The 19,316-nt window shown below is 45.4% G+C and carries 12 protein-coding genes and 1 pseudogene; 8 read left to right on the top strand and 5 right to left on the bottom strand.

Annotation, left to right across the window (positions count from 1 at the left end):
* Nucleotides 1-2,395 (top strand): RHS repeat domain-containing protein (locus tag ACQ4MZ_RS31340; RefSeq protein ID WP_430851998.1); only part of this gene is annotated, 2,395 nt, incomplete at its 5' end.
* A gap of 4 nt (nt 2,396-2,399) precedes the next feature.
* A complete protein-coding gene (locus ACQ4MZ_RS31335) occupies nt 2,400-2,786 on the top strand; it encodes a hypothetical protein (RefSeq protein ID WP_430851997.1) in 387 nt (128 codons plus the stop codon).
* Nucleotides 2,787-3,300: 514 nt separating this feature from the next.
* Here the strand turns inward: ACQ4MZ_RS31335 and ACQ4MZ_RS31330 are convergent.
* The gene (locus tag ACQ4MZ_RS31330; RefSeq protein ID WP_430851996.1) at nt 3,301-4,047 is read right to left on the bottom strand and encodes a hypothetical protein; all 747 of its coding nucleotides are present in this window, start codon (nt 4,045-4,047) and stop codon (nt 3,301-3,303) included.
* 147 nt (nt 4,048-4,194) lie between these two features.
* Nucleotides 4,195-4,944 (bottom strand): hypothetical protein, encoded by a 750-nt coding sequence (locus ACQ4MZ_RS31325; RefSeq protein ID WP_430851995.1) that lies wholly within the window; start codon nt 4,942-4,944, stop codon nt 4,195-4,197.
* A 548-nt stretch (nt 4,945-5,492) separates the two neighbouring features.
* Between ACQ4MZ_RS31325 and ACQ4MZ_RS31320 the strand changes: the two genes are divergently transcribed.
* On the top strand, nt 5,493-5,630 hold the full coding sequence (locus ACQ4MZ_RS31320; protein WP_430851994.1) for a helix-turn-helix domain-containing protein: 138 nt from the start codon (nt 5,493-5,495) through the stop codon (nt 5,628-5,630).
* Between the two features lie 658 nt (nt 5,631-6,288).
* Here ACQ4MZ_RS31320 and ACQ4MZ_RS31315 read toward each other — a convergent pair.
* A pseudogene (locus ACQ4MZ_RS31315) lies at nt 6,289-7,509 on the bottom strand (integrase core domain-containing protein).
* 231 nt (nt 7,510-7,740) lie between these two features.
* Here ACQ4MZ_RS31315 and ACQ4MZ_RS31310 point away from each other — a divergent pair.
* A complete protein-coding gene (locus ACQ4MZ_RS31310) occupies nt 7,741-8,001 on the top strand; it encodes a hypothetical protein (RefSeq protein ID WP_430851993.1) in 261 nt (86 codons plus the stop codon).
* Nucleotides 8,002-8,169: 168 nt separating this feature from the next.
* Here ACQ4MZ_RS31310 and ACQ4MZ_RS31305 read toward each other — a convergent pair whose 3' ends face one another.
* The gene (locus tag ACQ4MZ_RS31305) at nt 8,170-8,406 is read right to left on the bottom strand and encodes an integrase core domain-containing protein (protein ID WP_430851999.1); all 237 of its coding nucleotides are present in this window, start codon (nt 8,404-8,406) and stop codon (nt 8,170-8,172) included.
* Between the two features lie 326 nt (nt 8,407-8,732).
* Nucleotides 8,733-8,930: a transposase gene (locus ACQ4MZ_RS31300; RefSeq protein ID WP_430851991.1), complete on the bottom strand. Its 198-nt coding sequence runs from the start codon at nt 8,928-8,930 to the stop codon at nt 8,733-8,735.
* Nucleotides 8,931-9,289: 359 nt separating this feature from the next.
* On the opposite strand from ACQ4MZ_RS31300, the gene ACQ4MZ_RS31295 reads away from it, so the two are divergent.
* The 4 genes from ACQ4MZ_RS31295 to ACQ4MZ_RS31280 form a co-directional block, all read left to right on the top strand.
* On the top strand, nt 9,290-11,413 hold the full coding sequence (locus tag ACQ4MZ_RS31295) for an SdrD B-like domain-containing protein (protein ID WP_430851989.1): 2,124 nt from the start codon (nt 9,290-9,292) through the stop codon (nt 11,411-11,413).
* Between the two features lie 31 nt (nt 11,414-11,444).
* The gene (locus ACQ4MZ_RS31290) at nt 11,445-14,696 is read left to right on the top strand and encodes an RHS repeat domain-containing protein (protein WP_430851987.1); all 3,252 of its coding nucleotides are present in this window, start codon (nt 11,445-11,447) and stop codon (nt 14,694-14,696) included.
* Between the two features lies 1 nt (nt 14,697).
* Nucleotides 14,698-15,267, top strand: a complete 570-nt coding sequence (locus tag ACQ4MZ_RS31285) for a hypothetical protein (protein WP_430851985.1) — start codon at nt 14,698-14,700, stop codon at nt 15,265-15,267.
* A 509-nt stretch (nt 15,268-15,776) separates the two neighbouring features.
* A partial coding sequence (locus ACQ4MZ_RS31280) for a discoidin domain-containing protein (RefSeq protein WP_430851983.1) occupies nt 15,777-19,316 on the top strand: 3,540 nt, incomplete at its 3' end.

Below are 19,316 nucleotides of genomic sequence, written 5' to 3'. Positions count from 1 at the left end.
GCTGATGGACAGCAAATATGTTCCAGGTGGCGGTACGACAACAATGACCTACGATAGCCGGGACCGTTTAATCGAAAGCAAGGATGGCAATAACAAAATTACCTACTTTAAATATGACGAGCTGAACCGGGTGATCGAAACAGGCGAGAAATCTGGTACGAGCTACCTGCCGCTGGTAAAAACGCACTATGACAATTATTCACCGCCAGCGTCTTTGGGCACAGCACAGGCGTTTGTGAACAGTTACACAGGCGGTTACCCCACTACTTACCGGGCTAATGTGAAGGGGATGGCAACCGTGACGGCTACGCGAATCCTGAATCCGGATGGTACTTATAGTAATGACCAGACCAACGGATGGTATTTAACCACTACCTATTACGACGACCGCCTTAATGTAATCCAAACGATCCGGGCCCTTTATGACCTTGGCGGGGACAATCAGAATTATGAACATGTGGTAAGGCAACTCCGTTTCGACGGCCGTGTGGAAAAGGAGCTTGTCAAGCAAAAGGTAAGTACAGGCGAATACACCGTAGAGAAGCAATACGCTTATGACCACGCCGACCGGCTCCTGAGTACCCGCTACATCGTCAAAAGTGGCACTACCGAAATGAAGAACATCGTGGTGGCAGCCAACCGTTACGATGCGCTCGGGCAGCTGAAGAAAAAGTTTCTGAATTCGACAGATGCCAGCACTTTTCGTGAACAATTGGATTACAGCTATATTCCAAGAGGCTGGATGAGCAAAGTAACAGGCAAGACCAGCGCCGGGGAGAACTTTGGAGTGGAATTAAAATATGCCAATGCAACAATCCCGCAATACAATGGCAATATCGGCGACATGCTCTGGAAGCGTAGCGGCGCCTGGGTAGGTTACAAATTTACTTATGACGAAGCAAACCGTTTGATGAAAGGAGAAGGGTTGAGCAACGATTACAGCGAAACAGTCTCGTCCTACGACCTGAACGGAAATATCAAAGCGCTGCAACGCAAAAACGGTGCTGCGACCTGGGACAATCTTACCTATGAATATGTAAATGGCAATCGCCTGAACAAAGTGACCGATACGGGCACCGCCGAAGGCTTTAATAATGGCTCTTCGGCCACGGGCACCGATTATGATTATGACGGGAACGGGAACCTTATTCAGGACCAAAACCGCGGTATCGCAAGCGGAGGAATCCGCTACAATATCCTGAACCTGCCCAGAGAGGTCGTCATCAATGGCATCACCATGCAATACCACTACGATGCCAGCGGCTCGAAGCTACGGATGCAGCGTGGTACGGACAACACCAAATACGCGGGACTTTTTGAGTACAACAGCAGCAATTACCTCACGCGGATTGGGACTGAGGAAGGCCAAATCAGCATTACCAACAACGGCGCCAGCGCGGCGGACTATTCTTTTGAATATTATCTGAAAGACCATCTGGGCAATGTCCGGCAAGTAATAAACGAGGCCGGTACGCTTTTGCAGGAGACGGAGTATTTTCCTTTTGGGCTGGCGATTCCCAGGACGGCAGGGACGAATAAGTATCTTTACAATGGTAAGGAGAAACAGCCGGAGACTAACTGGCTTGACTATGGGGCAAGGATGTACGACCCGACTATTGGCAGGTGGATGGGAATTGACCCAATGAGTGAAAAAATGAGACGATGGAGTCCCTACAGTTATGGTTTTAATAACCCAATGCATTTTATTGATCCTGATGGGATGTGGCCGTGGTCGTTTAATGTCAGATCGTTTGCACCATTTAGAGAATTTGGTGGTTGGTTTAAGGGGGATAATAGAGGTTATAGTACGGCGTCAAACGCAACTGCAAGGCTTTCCCATTCATTTACTGTTGATCCCGCTAAACATTCATATTCAAATCAAGGAGCATCGTCTAGCCCGTCTTCACACCCAATATTAGGAACTGCAACCGCAAGCGATGACAGAGGTATCATATCTAATTTTACATCAACCACAAACAAAGATGGAAGCAATACCGTATCTTTTACTTCTTCAATGGCTGGACATAATCCGTTAGTAGCGGGCTCTCCTGATATAAATGTCAAAACTGATTTTAAAGTGACTGAAAATGTAACGACAGGAACATTGGATATAAATGCAGTACAAACAGGGGATGCTTTCCCAGCAGCCGAAACACTTATCGGCGATACTGAAGGAAATCAACTGTTCATTGGTGTTAGCCCGGCTAATGCGGGTACAATTGGGCCGTTTACCCACCTTATGGGCGATAACAATGATCGAGCAATGATGTCGGCTAACTTTACCGTGACAATGGACACTAAAGGCCAATTCACTGGTGTAAAGCAAGGAGATAAAACCTATACCGTTGCTGAGTGGAACGATAGGAATCGTCAAAAATCAACTTCGCAGCCTTGATACCATGAAGATAATAGCCTCAAATTGGATTAACATATTTGGTATTTTTATCGTCACTCTTTTCTATGCTGTTACTTCAAACCAACTTAACAACGATCTCGACTATAGTATCTTCCAATCAATAATCGCTGGCTTGATCCTGGTATGTCTCTATGGCATAATCTTCTGGAGTCTATTTGTAGCATCGTTGATTATTCTGGATTTGTTGCTAATTGTTAAAAAACAAAATAATATAAGGCAAAAGCTCTTGATTGAGTGGATTGTTATTAGTGGCCCTTTTACTTACTGGGGAATTAAGTATGGAGAGTGGATTTTTCTCGTAGCTATAGTTGCATTTGCCATTACTCAATTTTGCCGAGAAAAACTATTAATTAAAGCACTCGGAGCTTAGCAGTTCCATATTTTTACTGTTGCTACATCGTCGGCCGAGCTTACAGCAATGGTTATCCCCTTGGGTACAGATTGAATGTAAAAAAGATTACCGTAGTTGCTACCCGGATATTAAAGCCGAATGGCGATTACGACGATGTGAATGACATCTGGCTTTATGCTACTACTGAATCCTTGCCCTAAATGTACTGTAAAGAGGAAAGTGCGGGGGATTTGCACTTAAAGATTCAGTTCTTCATTCAAGCGCATGCATACCGTCTTGTATTGCTTTTTTTGAAGGGTTTTCAGATTCAGTCTATGGATTCTGAAAAAAGCTTTACGATAAGTGGCCTCTGAGCTCCTCCAGGATATGAAACTGTTTGAATTAGAATTTCCGGTGTTAAAAAGAGCGTTGGTATTCTGAACAGCTTCCGGTTCAGAATACCAACGCTCTCAACGAATATGTTCACCTGATTGTCTTACAATTAGAGCGCCCAAGCCACTGGAACCTGACAATACAGTGCAACTAAATCCCGTCAGTCAAAGGGCACGGGCGCCGCATAATAATCAAGATCACTTGATGTTCCAATTGAAACTGTTCCATCATAGTACCAAGTATAGACCTTGTCGGAATTTGCCTTATCTATTGCCATACCTATGATGTCTATGGTGCTTTTACCAGGAGGCAGAGAGTAGGGGTAAGGCGTAGCAAATGCCCCCAGGTTAGTTTTGGTACCACGGGAAGCCGTTCCGTCTTTATACCAGGCATAAGTATGGTTTATTGAGTTAATGGCTATGCCAACAATATCATTTGGAGTTTTACCCGTGGCACAAACATATGGTACGCCATAAGTATAAAAGTCCAAATCATTAGATATTCCCTCAGCAAAAGTGCTGTTATAAAAATAAGTATAAACTCTGTTGACAGTTGTTCCCGGTTCAAGCCCGATGGCAATTTCGGCAATCTCGACCGGATAGTTGTTTACAGTCGCAAGCCCGCCATTTGTATATGTATATGTATAGCTTGACGAGGGATCTGTGTCGTTGTAAGTACCAAAACGTGCAGTACCATTGCCAGTCCAGTAGTAAAAATTATCGGAGCTCTTCTGTGCCCAATCCATACCAACCATCGCTCCCGGCAAATCCAATCGTAAATTAGCATCGGAGTTTGCCTTAGCATTACCTTTTGGAGTTCCAGACTCGATATCGGATTCTTGACAAGAGACTACAAGCACTACCGAGCATAAGACACAGAGGGATAAAACAAATGCAGATTTATTCATAACTGGCTATTAAGATTGAGTGGTAAAATAAACTAACTGTAATTCGATTTGATGCATAAATTTTATGCAGACTTAATTTGAATATTTGCTCTTCTTCAGAAAAATACCTGAAAGTTTGTGTATTAGTCAATGGTAAAATAGGTCCCGTCAGTCAAAGGGCACGGGTGCTGCGTAATAATCAAGATCACCTGATGTTCCGATTGAAACCGTTCCATCGGAATACCAGGTATATACTTTATCGGAGTCACCCTTATTTATTCCCATACCTATAATATTTGCATAGCTTTTACCAGGAGGTAAAGAGTAGGCATAAGGTGCGGCAAGTGAAGACAGATTATTTTTAGTACCACGGGAAACTGTCCCGTCCTTGTACCAGGTATAGGTATGGTTTAATGTATTAATCGCTATCCCAACGATATCGGCTGCGGTGTGCCCACTTCCAATAGTATATCCATAATGGCCGGCGGAATAATAGTCCAGGTCACTAGATACACCCTCGGTGAATGTATTATCATAAAAATAGGTGTAAACCCTGTTCACAGTTGTTCCGGGCTCAAGACCAATGGCCATTTCTATAATCTGGGCAGGATAGCGGGTTGCTGTGGCAAGTCCTTGCGCATCTGTATAGGTATAAGTAAAACTTGACGAAGGATCGGTATCGTTGTAAGTACCAAAGCGTGCAGTACCATTACCGCTCCAATAATAAAAATTATCGGAGCTCTTCTGTGCCCAATCCACTCCGACCAGGGCTGTCGGCGCATCCAGCCTTGCCTGAGCATTGGACTTTGCTTTAACTTTATCTATTCTAGTTCCGGATTCAACATCGGGTTCCGTACAGGAGACCACAGACACTCCCAAGCACAAAATGGAGGACAGACACAATGCAATTTGTTTCATAATTTACTGCTGAAATTAAGTGATAAATAGAATAGTTCACAGAATAGGCGTGGGTGCGTCTGATGGCCAGCTATTTAATAAAAAACATAACATACATTGATATACGCACTATTGTTGTTATAGCATTTGAATAGCAGCACTTTGTAAATTTTGGATTCATACTCTATAATCGAGTGAATACGAATCTTAATAGTGCTGAACACAGTTGAAAATACTATTACTTCGCTTCATCCAAAGATCAAAGAGCATTAAGAAAATAGCATACAACAATGAGCATGCTCCTTGCCGGGGCAATCAAGCATTTTTAAATATATATCATGAGATTATGTAACCGATATAAATTAATGTTGTTGAAACTAATTATCCAAACATTTGTAGAAATATTTTGGCTATAAAATCACGACGCCATTTACGGTGCATAGGCGAAGATACGAGAGCATGTGGCGACTGTCCTTGATCGAAATAGCTATACACATATTAATCCAAAAGTGGGATGGTTATGGCCCAGATAAAAAACTCAAAAAGGACTTGAGTACTACAAGATCAAGTTGTTATCTGAAAAACAAAAAGCCGTAGAATTGTATCTTCAGGAGATGCCAGTTGCCGAGATTGCCAGACAATTTGGAATTACTATCAGTATGCTTACCCAGAATTGGGCTAATCTGATTCAAGGCTCATTGTTATAGCGGAGCATTAAAAGATGCAATTGATCAGTGCCAGTATCCGGAAAAGCAGATCATCCATCACTCTGATAGAGGAATTCATTACCGCTGTGGAGACTACATCAAATGTCTTTGAGGCGAATTTTATGATTAGTATGACTGAAAAGGGTGATCCGTATGAAAATGCGATAGTGGAATAATCACCGACCCCACGCCATAAACAATGGCTTAGCTAAAACAAAAAACGGAACTTCGGACGATTTCTCGCCAAAGTCCCGTTCCGTACCCGCAACAGGACAAATGTCGAACCATTTTCTTGTTGATCTAGAATCAATATTTCGATTAACTATTTGAAAATTGGGTAGAAATAAGAATGATGGGGCTGTTAGTATACGGAAATACGGTCGTGGTTGTTGCACGCAGGGCATGGGATAACTTTTCATCATGGATGACTTTAGAAAATTTAACCGGTCGTTTCTGTAAACATACAACATCGTCACCTAGTCGCCATAGTGCCTTCCGAGTGACGCTCGAATATTTACCTTGGGATATCAGCCAGCGCCTTTTCTATCTGGCGATCCGGTGGCCATTTACAATCCCTGGTATACTGCGAGATATACTTGAGCTTCTCCCAGGTATTCAGACGGTTGAAAGTAGAGTTTCCGGTGTTTCTTGATGTACATTAACAAATTCCTTCGGGGCCGTCCACGGCTGCGGTTAAATCATTCAGTGCGCTGTGCGGCCTGAAGTGGTTGTATCCCCATCGAAAGTCCTCGATTTTTTCTCTGGCATCGTCGAGAGATAAGAGCCAATTGACGGAAAGGCATTTATCCGCGCGGCGGCGGCCCGGAACTTCCCGTTAAATGATCGCTCCAGCGACCCGGTCAACATATGGGTTGTCGGTCGGTTTTCCAGGCCTCGAAAAGTCGAGAGTTACACCGTTTGAATATGCCGGCACGGGCCGCCCTGTATAAGTCCATTTCTTTTGAGCGGTCCGCCGCCGCGATAAATTCACTACCGTTATCACATTGTATTCGTTCTGGACGACAGCCTTCAATCAGGCAAATCCTGGCCAGTTCAGCTGCAACATCAACGCCTTTCAAGGATTTTCCAGGCAGCAAACCGTGGCAAATTTTACCGCCGGCCGCCCCGTGCAATTATCCACTACAGTTAAGACCCTGAATCGTTCGCCATTGAAAAGCGCGTCCTGAACAAAATCCATGCCGCTACGGCGGACCGTTCCAAACCTTGTTGACTCCTTGAGTATCCAGACGTTCGAGTCGATGCTCGGCGCCACGGCTCCTTCTCGGCCGCTTTGTCCGTAAATTTAGTCCACAGGCTTTATAAATACGATAAACACGTTTATGCCGCGGTGGCGGGCCACTTGTCACTGAAGCCTTCTCTTTTCAGCAGCACAAAGATCCGCCGGAACCCATACCCGACCCTGGTGTTCGCGATCTCTTTCATGCGCATTGTCAACAAGGTGTCATCGCGCCGATGGGATTTATAATAATACATCGCCCTTACCAACCTTACGCACCGGCACGCCCGTTGAATTGAGACACGATAGTTCGAGATAAGCCAATTGGCCATTTCCTTTTTGTAAGGCGGCCTCACAGGTTTTTTTTAATGGCATCCTGAAACATTTGCTTGTCAAGGCCCAGCCGCGGCGGACCGTTCTGCGACAAGCTTCTTCAACTGGGCGTTTTCTTCCGCTCCGGCGGCCCGGTTCCAATTGCCGTAGTTTCCGGAGCTCTGCTACGCCCATGCCGCCGTACTTTTTGCGGCCGCGGCAGTTCCAGTTGAAAAAAGTGGCCTGGGAAACTCCCAGTTGACAGCATATCTCCTCGACGTGTGTGCCAGTCTCCGATTGTCGAAGCGCAAAAGCGATGGCACCGGCCACCCGGCTGCGCTTCTGTAAATTTTGACTTTTTCATAGTGACAAATTACGTTTTAGGTCCGTTTTTGCCACCGAAAATCTCTAGTTTTGAGCTGTCTCGTTTGCCGGGGGGGCGTCAATGGGCAGAGATAATACTATAACTAACGATAGATTTTCGCTATTATGGCCTTTGATACTTTATAGTTAACCGTGATCTGTAATAAGTGCGGACGGTATTCCCAAATTTAAAGGAAAATGAAGTACGTCGATTATATGATAGAAGACTTTTTGGAAGACGGCAAATTTGTGGAATGGGTAAATGCTCCTACAGCGGAATCTAATCAATTCTGGACTGCTTTTTTACGCAATAATCCTTCGAAAGTTGAAGTTGTAGTTCAAGCAAAAGCTGTTCTAATCAGCCTCAGGAGGCATGTTGACTCTGATTTCCCAGACGACAAGCGAGTATCTAAGATGCTTGAGAAAATTAGAGCTGGCATATTGGGCAAAGAGCTTTAACTATCATTGCTAATGAATCGCAATTGTTATAAGTCAGACTGCTTTGTAATCTTTCTCCCAATAGCTGGTCTTAATGCTTTGTGGGCTTCCGTTTTTTAGAGGGGTTGTTGTCTTAGACTTGGTTAATGAACTGTAATTTTCTTTTTCAACGGCAACTTCTTCCAGTAGTCAGTGCTTTTGATTCGGAGTTAATCCTTTCATCGATCTATCCGGATGTTTGCTATTGTAAGTTTCGGCCCATTTATCCGATAAAACTTTCAACTGTTCCAGCGAATCAAAAAAATAGTTATCCAGAATATCTTCGCGATAAGTACGGTTTAGCCTCTCATTGTATCCGTTTTGCATCGGCTTGTCTAGCTGGATAAAGTTCTGTTCAAGTTTCTTTTTCTCATACCATTGAGCAATTTCTTACTGGCAAACTCGGGCCCATTATCGGCTCTATCAATAGTGGTAAGCCCCTTTCCGGCTTTAATTGCTCTAAGACTTGGATTGTAAGTGCCCGTTTTCAGGCAGTTTTTTAAGTACATCTACCACCGGCCTATCATCTTTAACTGCTCTGTAATAAAGACCTCGTACTCAAATGCAGAACTCGGCATGCCCGCTCAATACTAGATCCAGTTTCCTGAGAAATATCGTAAACAATTAGCCGCTTCTGAACAGGCCCTAAAGCTTTTTTGCGATAACCTCCCTTTGCGAGCTTATGATGCAGAGCCAATTCCGCGTACATGTGTTCAAACGACGGTTTTCTTCTTTAAGAGTCTCCAATTCGGCGAGTTTGAATCGCCCGTATCACTGTATTTTTTGCGCCAGTTGTATAGCATTGCCTTTGAAATGCCGTTTTCCCGAGCTACATCGGTCGCTTGCGGGCCAGAATCCAATTCTCTCAGGATTTTGACGATTTGAGTTTCAATGAATGTTTTCCCCTTCATAGCAGGTTAAAACTACAAGACTTGTCTAGTTCATTACCGCTTTATTCTTTATGGAAGCCTGCATTACGGGTGGTTACAAAATTTTCGTAATATTAGTTTTCTATAAATCTTTTCACTAATTTTGTCCAATCCCCAACTATATATCCTCTATGCTTAAATATTTCCATCCTGGTAAATCCGTCTTCTCGAAAGTATACGTCAAACGGCCCGGTTGTCTCATCTTTTCTTATCCAGTGGAAGCTTCATCTTTGTAAATATTTGCGGCAAACCTGCGTAGATATTCTGCTTGCCATAATGCATCATGAAATCTATGCAAGGCACATTTTTTATTTACCCACTGTTAAACAAAGCAAACTTTCGTGAAGGACTTTACTTTAGATGATTGCAAAGGCAAGTTGTTTGTGCTGGCGATCACATTTTCAGTTTTCTCTCAAATTGGAAATTGTCAGTCTATTAATAATACCGATCAAAACAACAATATACATTTGGTTTCACCGATATACAGAGCGGGTATAGGGGTTGATACCTTGCCCGGCCTGGTAGCTGTATCAATGGCATCTGGGGAACAGGTGTCACTTGCCAGCTCTGCTGAAATTGGAGCTGTTTGGGCCGTTATCTATAACTTTTCGACTAAGCAGCTATACACTTCTGCGTTTGCTAAGCGACATGTCGGATATGGCCCCTTGGGTACAGGTGGTATTTATCGTACCGACTGGGCGTCCCGGAAAACTGTACCGTGGCTTGATTTACAGGAATTGGGAATTGTTACCGGCGGTGACCATCATCAAGATTTGAGCGCCTCGGTCGACAGCGTAAGTAAAGATGCGCGCCTAATGAGCGACGTCGGACGAGTCAGCCTTGGAGGAATGGATATTTCTGAGGATGGGAAAGACTTGTTCGTGATGAATTTATTCAACCGAACGTTATATAAAATCAGGCTTCCTTCGGATAGCGCAGTGCGTCCTTCGAAGGCGGATGTAAGCACTTATCCCATCCCTGTGGTTAAAAACCGTACCGGAGAGGCGCGACCTTTCGCTGTGAAGGTTTTTGCGGGTAAAGTTTATATTGGGGTTGTTTACGATGCAGCATATTCGCAGTCGGTAGAGGACCTTCTTGCTTTGGTATATGTGCTGGACCAGTCCTCAGGAAGGTTTAAAGAGGTATTTCAGCTGCCTTTAGATTACAAACGGGGAAAAGCCGTCACAGGTTTAAATGTGGAAAGCTGGTATCCATGGACAGATGATTTCGACAAAGCACTGCACCCAGATTTCCCCTCAACGGCAACCCGTCCACAGCCGATATTGGCCTCGCTGGACTTTGACGATGATGGCAGTGTAGTGCTGGGCCTGATGGACCGTTTCGGTCATCAGGCCGGAACCGGCCATCCAAGTCCGAGTGGGAAGGCAAGCTATTCGGCTGTTGCTGCCGGGGATATTTTGCGGGCATATCCGCAAATACAGGGCGTAAATAACCGCCGATATCGCCTGGAATCCAATGGAGCGGCTGGTGCAATAGCAACCGAAGGAAGGGGTAACGCTCAGGGTCCTTCGGGTGGAGAGTTTTATTTTCAGGACGGCTTCATAGTAAAAGATGCCAGACGGGTTCCACGTGTTGTGCATGAAGAGACTGGGGCGGGAGGTGTTATAATCCTGAATGAGTCCGGTGAGATTTTGGTTACCTGCCATGAGCCGACAGACATGTTTAATTCTGGGGGCATCAAAGCGCTCAGCAACAAGGATGGGCGGTTTAGCAGGGGCTGGGAATTATATCCGGATGGGGAACGTGGCACCTTTGGTAAGGCTAACGGGGTTGGAGACGTCGAAGTCGTGCGTGAAACTTCCGGAATTAAGATTGGAGGTCTAGCATGGTTCGATGAAAACAGTAATGGCTTACAAGACACAGGGGAAGTGGGGTTGCCTGGTATGGAGGTGCAGTTGTGGCAGGAGAATAAAAACATGGGAACGACGATATCGGACGAAGATGGCGTGTACAGCTTTACCGATGCCAACGTCGAAGGAGGACTGAATGCGTATATGGATTATACGTTACGAGTTAAAAATGCATCTCATAACCTGGAATTTACTGGATTCGGATCGTGGCGGGGACCGAACAATGCATTAGGAATGCAGCAAAACGGTTATGTACTTGCCGCACTTAAAACAAACCATTTAGGTTCTAAGGTCAGTTCGCTGAACTTCGGATACCATATGCCTGCGACGTTCGAGTCAATGGACGATGCACAGTTTTTAGTATATCCAAATCCGGTTTCGAAGAATCTGATAGTAAATCTTCGCAGCACGTCCGATCAGGCAGAGGTAGTAATTGCAGACCTTAATGGAAGAGAAGTTGCCCGGCAAAGTTCGCGTTCGCATAACGGCCTACACCTAGTGGTACTACGGGTAGCGGAACTTGCGGCCGGATCCTATACGGCAACTATTCTGGCTGGCGGAAAAGCATGGTCGAAAGTCATTGTAAAATATTAAATATTCTATTCCTCTCCTGAAAGTGGTGTTTATGAGATTACGCTTACAATTCGTATTTTTATTAGTAGCTAGTCGCCTTATTTGGAGCCAGCCAGATGCGAAGGCACAGAGCACAGACCGCAATTATATCATTAGCCGTTCCTACAAAGTTGCTACTACTTCGACAAGTGGAAACGTTAAAGAGGCCAACCAGAGTGTGAGCTACGTCGATGGCTTGGGCAGGCCTATACAGTCTGTCCTGGCGCATGGAAGCGCTCAAATTGTAGAAAGTGTGCCGGGTGATCTGGTGACACATGTCGAATACGATTCATACGGACGGATCAGTAAAAATTATGGTTCCTACGCGGTTCAAGGAGGCAATGGCGTCTATCAGTCCAATGCGCCGGTAAAGGCGGTTGAATACTATAATAGCGGTGCTAACTTTTGTCAACCCAATAACCGGGGTTACGAGCAACTTGAATATGAGCAGTCGCATTTGAACCGGGTGAAGAAGCGATATCAGGTCGGCAGCGATCGTGCAACCGAATTTTCTTATGGGGTTAATGTGGCGAATGAAGTGAAGTGGTATGATGTCTCAGGATCGACCGTTGTTACCACTAAGTCCTACACTGCCGGAGAGTTGAGCTATGTGGAGACCAAGGATGAAAACACGAAAAGAAACCGGGAATACAAGGACAAAAATGGAAGGGTAGTACTTAGGCGCGCCTATAACGGTAGTGCAACGCTGGATACCTACTATGTATACGACGACCTTGGACAATTGAGGTTTGTGTTGCAGCCCCAATACCAGGAATCGGCCGAGCTGGATAAGTATGCCTTTAGATATGAGTACAATGACCGGGGATTGGTCAGTAGCAAGTATGTGCCTGGCGGAGGAACGACTTTGATGTCGTACGATGCCCGTGACCGCATGACGCAAAGTGTGGATGGTCGGGGGAAAATTACTTATTTTAAATACGACGATCAGAACAGGGTCATAGAAATAGGGGAAAAGAGAGGGACTGTCGAAGAGGGATTGGTAAAAACACACTACGATAATTACACTCCGCCGTTCGGCAACGTGGATACCTTCGTTGCATCCGGCGATGGTTATGCCCCAACTAGCAGGAGTAATGTCACGGGTTATGTGACCGTAACCGCTACACGTATTATCAACCCGAACGGAGACTATGGAGCCTGGCTATACGCGACAACGTATTATGATGACCGTTACAATGTGATTCAGGTAATTCGCGGGCTTTTTGACATAGGTGGTACTTCAAAGGAATATCATTCAAAACTTGTGAGTTTCCATGGACGGATAGAAAAAGAGTTGATAAAGCAGGAAACCGGAACTGGAAATTATTCTGTAGAAAAGATCTATACTTACGACCACAGCGACCGGCTGTTGAGCACACGCTATCTGGTGAAGAAAGGAACGGCTACTACGAGTGTTACCAAGAAAGACATAATACTGTCGGCGGTGAGGTATGATGGTCTGGGTATGCCCAAAAGCAAGTTTTTATACTCTTCCGATAACGGAACCAGATTCCGCGAGCAACTTGATAACTGCTTTGTTCCAACAGGTTGGCTGAGCAAGGTGACCGGCAAGACCAGCGCCTCGGACAATTTCGGCGTGGAATTAAAATACACCAACCCGGCGACCGCGACAGCGCAGTACAATGGTAACATCGCCGAGATGCTTTGGCGTCGTGGAGGCTCGACCTGGGTGGGTTTCAAATTTACTTACGACGATGTAAATCGACTGACGAATGCGGAAGGCATCGACGGTAATAAATACCGCGAGACGATTTCAGAATATGATAAGAACGGCAACATCAAGTTCCTGCAGCGCTATGACGATACAACACCCTGGGATAACCTTACTTACAGTTATGGAGATAAGGGCCGTCTGATGAAAGTGACCGATTCCGGAAATTCAAACGGGTTCAACAACGGTTCCTCCGGCACGGACGATGATTATGTTTATGATGGAAACGGAAATGCCACAAAGGATCTAAACAGGGGAATTGCAGCGGGCAACCTGAGTTACAACCACCTGAATTTGATCCGGGAAGTGATAGTCAACGGGCAGACGGTGCAATACTATTATGATGGCAATGGTCAGAAGCTTCGGATGAGCAATACGAACGGGGCTGTGAATACGAAATATGCAGGGATTTTTGAATATGACAAGAGCAATTACGTCACCCGTATAGCGACCGAGGAAGGACAGATCGCTGTGACCAATAACGGTAACGATTATGAATCGCAGTTCTACCTGAAAGACCACCTGGGGAACGTCCGTATGGTGATGAATGAGCAGGGAGCGATGGTTCAGGAGACGGAGTATTTTCCTTTTGGGCTGGCGATTCCACGGATAGCGGGTGTGAATAAATATACCTTCTTAGGCAGGGAAAGGCAGCCAGAAACGGGTTACATGGACCTTCTGAAAAGGTTCTATGATCCGGCAACAGGTCGCTTTATACAAGTTGATCCTGTTACTGAGACACAGGAGCACCTCTCACTTTACCAGTATGGCTGGAATAACCCGATCCTGCGCAGCGATCCCAATGGTGATTGTCCCAATTGTATAACAGCTGCGATCGGCGCGGGAGTCGGGGCCTTGTTTGGAGGTGGTTTAGAAGCCGGAATACAAATTTATAAATATGGGAAAGTAAAGAATTGGAAAGCTGTTGGTGGTGCAGTAGTCCAAGGTGGTATTACCGGTGGTGCGGCAGGTTTTACGGGAGGTGGAAGTCTATTAGTAACTACGGGTGTATCTGCAGGTTCTAATGCCGTGGGTGGGGCGATAAATAGCGTTATACAAGGCAAGGAGATTACGGTCGCATCTATCGCTACTGATGCCGGTGTCGGAGCGGCGGGGGGAGCGACTGGCAAAGTTTTAGGTGGTGTGGTCAAAAGTGGCTTAGATAAGTTGTCTAATACTGCCAAGGGAAAATTAGGCGAAACAATTACCCAACTTAAGTATGGGGCTAAGGGATATGTTAGTCAGGGTAAGGCGGTAGTTGAGACTGGCGGAAGGACTGCGACAGGTCGCGTTCAGGTTGCAAAATATGACCATGCTATGCAGAATGTGATAACCGGCAGGCAGTTAACAGTAGAGAGCAAATTTAATAGTTCAGGTTTAACAGGTAATCAAATTGCCGCGGAATCAAATATTACGACAGGGAAATTGATTATTGATCGCACCACCAGTGCGGATATTGGGAATGCTGTCGGCGCAGCAACAACCGGAGCCATTAGTGGAACTGCAGCTAATATAAATAAAGGGGAACATTAATATGGGTGATTTAAATTATAAAGTATCTGAAAAACAGCTACTTGAAATTCGTAATAAAATATTCTTAGAAGCTGGAATCCCGGCGCTCAAAAAAAATGATTTCGAAAAATCGCCATTTTCGACAGCGTGGTATGGTAAGAATAATTTAGGGGATTATACATACGAATTGTGCCGACTTTCAAAAGATTCTCACATAGAGTTTATCGTAACACACATTTCAAAAGGAGATAGCTGGATAAAAATATTTCTAAATATTTTCATGTTGCAGCCAAGTGTGACTACACTTGAACACCTAAATGGAGTTGATGGTTTGCAGTATCATCTGTCGCCAAATAACCTTACAAGGATGCGTCTCAGAATAGACGATTATAAGGGTATTCCCCTTTTTAGAACAAAGGAGCACCGATTGAAATCCTTTAAATCAGAAATTGAATTAAGGAAGAGAGAAGCGGCATTGAAAGACTTAATCGAGGATGACCTCACAAACATTGATTCTTTTGTAACTCGTTGGCATCAACTTCATAAGTTGAATACTACGGATTGGAAAGGGAATATTGTATCCGGTAAATGAGGGGTATCGATAGATTGTTATAGAGATGAGCTAAATTAAGGCTACTGGTTTGATTCGGTTTTGGGCCGAAGCCGTCCAGTTCTGGTGCGAAATCCGCATTTGGTTCATCTTAGCATTAGCATAGTTAAAATTGAAACTTCCAGAAATTGATTATACTTTATTTACTATTCTACTGAGGCTATTTTATGGGCTTGCGTTTACTAAAAAGTTGTTTTGTACTATCATTTTTTTTCATTTCCTTCCAGAATGTTTTTGCCCAGAGTGAGTTAGAGAAGCTAAAAATTAAGCCACGAGTATTTCCTCCCTCTCCAACAGCCGCTGCATTTGCAAAGTATGTGGATATGCCTGTTTCGCATTACACAGGTGTACCGCTTATCCAGGTACCGTTATTTACAGTTTCGGAAAAGGACCTTTCTGTTAATATTGGCTTGAGTTATCATGCCGGTGGATTGAAGGTGGGGGATAACGCATCGTGGGTTGGTACTGGCTGGTCATTGAATCATGGGGGTATGATCACACGGACTGTTCGTGGCAGGCCGGACGAGCAGACTTCGGGGTACCTTGAAAGTTTTTCTAAGATCAAAGAGCTGTACAATTTGTATAGTACAGCTAACTACGAGTTTGCCAACGCCGACAATAGCTACTATTTTGGGGCATTCAGCCAAGGTTCCAATGACGGAGATCCGGATGTTTTTACATATAGCTGCGGTAACTATTCTGGAAAGTTCTATCTGGTAAAAGATGGTACTCAGGTGAAGGTATTAACGGTGCCTTATCAAAAGTTAAAGTTTGATATTGTCAATGACGGAGGAACGCTGTCGGGTTTCAAGATCACAACCCCGGATGGTGTTCGTTATGAATATCTGGAATCTGAGTTATCTACTGCTTCCAGTCCTTCCGGGCAGACTAATTACCGATCGGCGTGGGTTTTGACGAAGATTGTTTCCCCCCATGGTTATGGTCTTGGTTTTGAATACGATAGTCACAGTTTTTCATACCCATTCACCTTTTCAGAGAGTATAACGATTGGTCTGCGGTCAGTGGGCACTCCTTGTAGTTATAGTGCTGAAACGACAGTAAGTACATCCTCGATGTCTGTTAGTGCCAAGAAGCTCCGGAAAATAACGAGCAGCAACGGCTACCTTCTTTTCACGTCGTCGGATGGACGGACGGATATCAATGATAAAAAACTGGACAAGATTGAATTGTTTGAAGCTGGCGGTACGGTAGTCAAATCGATGAAACTGGCTTATGAATATTTTGCTTGCGTAGGAGGGGGTACCCGTTTAAAGCTTAAATCGGTAACCGAATCCGATAAAGACAACTGTAATTTGCCAGCGACGGTATTTACCTACAATGAATTAAATGTACCCGAGGTGAATTCCCGTGGTCAGGATCATTGGGGTTTTTATAATGGAAAGGATAATAATCCTTCGATGGTTCCGACAATCACGGTTCCGGAAAATTCAACGACCTATCCCGGAGGTGATCGCGAACCGGCGGCGGCATTTATGCAGGGTGGTATCCTCACCGAAATTACCTATCCGACGGGCGGTAATACAAGTTTTGAATATGAACCGCATTACGCATCCTATGCCGGAACAGCTCAGCTGGTAGGCGGATTGCGGATACGAAAGATCAAGTTTTCGGATCCTGTTGTAGGCAAAGCGCACGAAAAGTGGTACAGTTATCCCGAGGGAAATCTTCTCTTCAGGCCTGAGTACAAGCGCATCGTTACAAGTATTACGAGACCGGAAACACCCGGCTTTGAGACCAATTGTAGGTTCATCCAGTTGACGTCCACTGCGATGAATGTTCAGGGCACCGAGCATGTGAGTTATACAAAAGTGGAAGAGACTGATGACCAGAATGGTACGCAAGGCAAATCGGTTTACTACTATTCTTCGGAAAGCAATTATGGAATCTACACGCACCAGTATCCTTGGGTTCCGGGCGATGAGCGAAGCAAACCAAATGGATTGCTCCTGAAAACTGAGCAGTACAATGCGCAGGGAACATTGGTTGCCTACGAGCACAATCAATATAATGACCCAGAGGCGGAGCCACTGCATTTTGAAAGTTACCGTGCCCTAAAAATAGGGGACAGGTATATCGATAACTATGTTAACCTTCCCCCTGATCTGAGCGATCGTTACAGTTATTATACCCAGCGTTATCTTTTTGTTTTCTACTACATCAATTCACGCTGGAGCCGCCTGGATAAAAAGACGATCTTTAAGGATGGCCAAACGACGACAGTGACTTACAGCTATGATCCGCAGCTGACATTTGTGCGCAGCGAGACCATGAAGAATAGCAAGGAGGTATTAGAGGTAAAAGAGTACAAATACGCTGCTGATAGAACGACGGCTCCCTACACGGGCATGATTGATAAATACATGCTCAACAATGTAGTGGAGGAGAAGGAAACGGTCAACGGCACTGTCGCGCGAACGGTAACGACGGATTACGGGGATTTTGGAGGGAAATACCTCGTACAGAAAGTGAAGAGCAAGATCGGATCGGGTGCAGAGTATGACGATATTGTGATCAATAGCTATGATGTTCGTGGTAACCCAACGCAGTACACCGAAAAGAACGGGATTGCTACCAAGATCGACTGGCATTCAAGTTTAGGCAAGCTGGATCTGATACAAAACCGCATTGTAGGTTTTGGGGGTAGTCTGCCGCAAACAACAAGTTATGACTACAAGCCTTTGATGGGTATCAGTCTTCAAACGGATGCGTCAGGTAGAAAACTATATTACAATTACGATACCTTCGGCCGCCTCCTGGACGTGAGGGAAAATGCGGCCAATGGTAACCTGTTGCAGAGCTATACCTACAAGTTTGGATCTGTTGCAGGTTGTACTACCGCTGGCGCTGCGATTACCACGACACCGAATGTGAGCGTACCGACAACGCCGGGGTTAATCGGTGAATCTACCGTTGGCAGTTCATGCGGAGCAGTCACGAAGGTCCGTTTCCGCTGGCGTGGTACCGACGATAACACGCGTCTGAAGAATGCTGAGATCCAGGGTTCCTTGGACGGGTCATCATGGACGAGACTTTTTATTATCCCCGACAACGGAATTAATGACTGGATGACCTACACGTTTAGCAATTCGGTTGAATATAAGCATATGCGGTTTGTGTCGAGTACTAACGGATATGGGGAACTTAGGGAGCTGGAGTTTTACAGTGGAGATGTTAAGCTGAGCGGGACGCCATTTGGCTCGTCTCCGAATTTGGCGTCTAACCCATGGCAAAATGCCTTCGATGGGGATGCGGGTTCTATGTGGCATGGTGCGAACAAAGGCACAACAAATTTTGTAGGTTTGAGCCTTGGATGCGCGACGACGTGCGTCAGGCCTGATGTTTATAAAACAGCGGGTACGACGGTTTGTTCTTCGTCCAGCCAGCCGCAGACAGTTACGTTGCTGGCCTCGGGTTGTCCTGGTAATGTAAGCTGGTACCGCAACGGGACGTTGATACCATCTGTGACGACTTCCACCTACACGACCAATGAACCAGGTACTTATACGGCCAAATGCGCTTCGGGCTCCTGCACCAGCGACGCTTCGTCCGGACTGGTGGTCACGCAAACAACTGGTTGTGATCCCACCAACGGCAATCAGTGCAATGCGAACCTGGTAAAATTATTGTGGCGGAATTACGACCATAACCGGTTGGGGGGAGCCACCATCCAGGGATCCAGCAACGGGGTGGACTGGGTAGTGCTTTACCAATTCCCTACCACAGCCTCTGCACCTGTTGGCACCTGGCTTAGCCAAAGTTTCAGCAACCCTAACAAATACCCTCATATCCGTTACAATGCGCGGGCTACGGACGGGGTGGGTGACCTTAAGGAGCTCCGTTTTTACTATCGGGACGCGAATGGGAATGAATATGCTTTGACCGGTACCGGCTTTGGTTCTGAACCTAATTTGGCTGGTCAGGGCTGGGCAAATGCTTTGGATGGGAGTGAGACCACCCAATGGCATGCCGAATTTGATCTTACAAAAGGCGGTCATCCAGGTAACGCCAAT

The organism is Dyadobacter sp. BHUBP1 (assembly GCF_050587785.1).
Lineage (GTDB): Bacteria > Bacteroidota > Bacteroidia > Cytophagales > Spirosomataceae > Dyadobacter.
The sequence above is the reverse complement of the archived record's forward strand: the minus strand, read 5'-3'. Positions and strand labels throughout refer to the sequence as shown.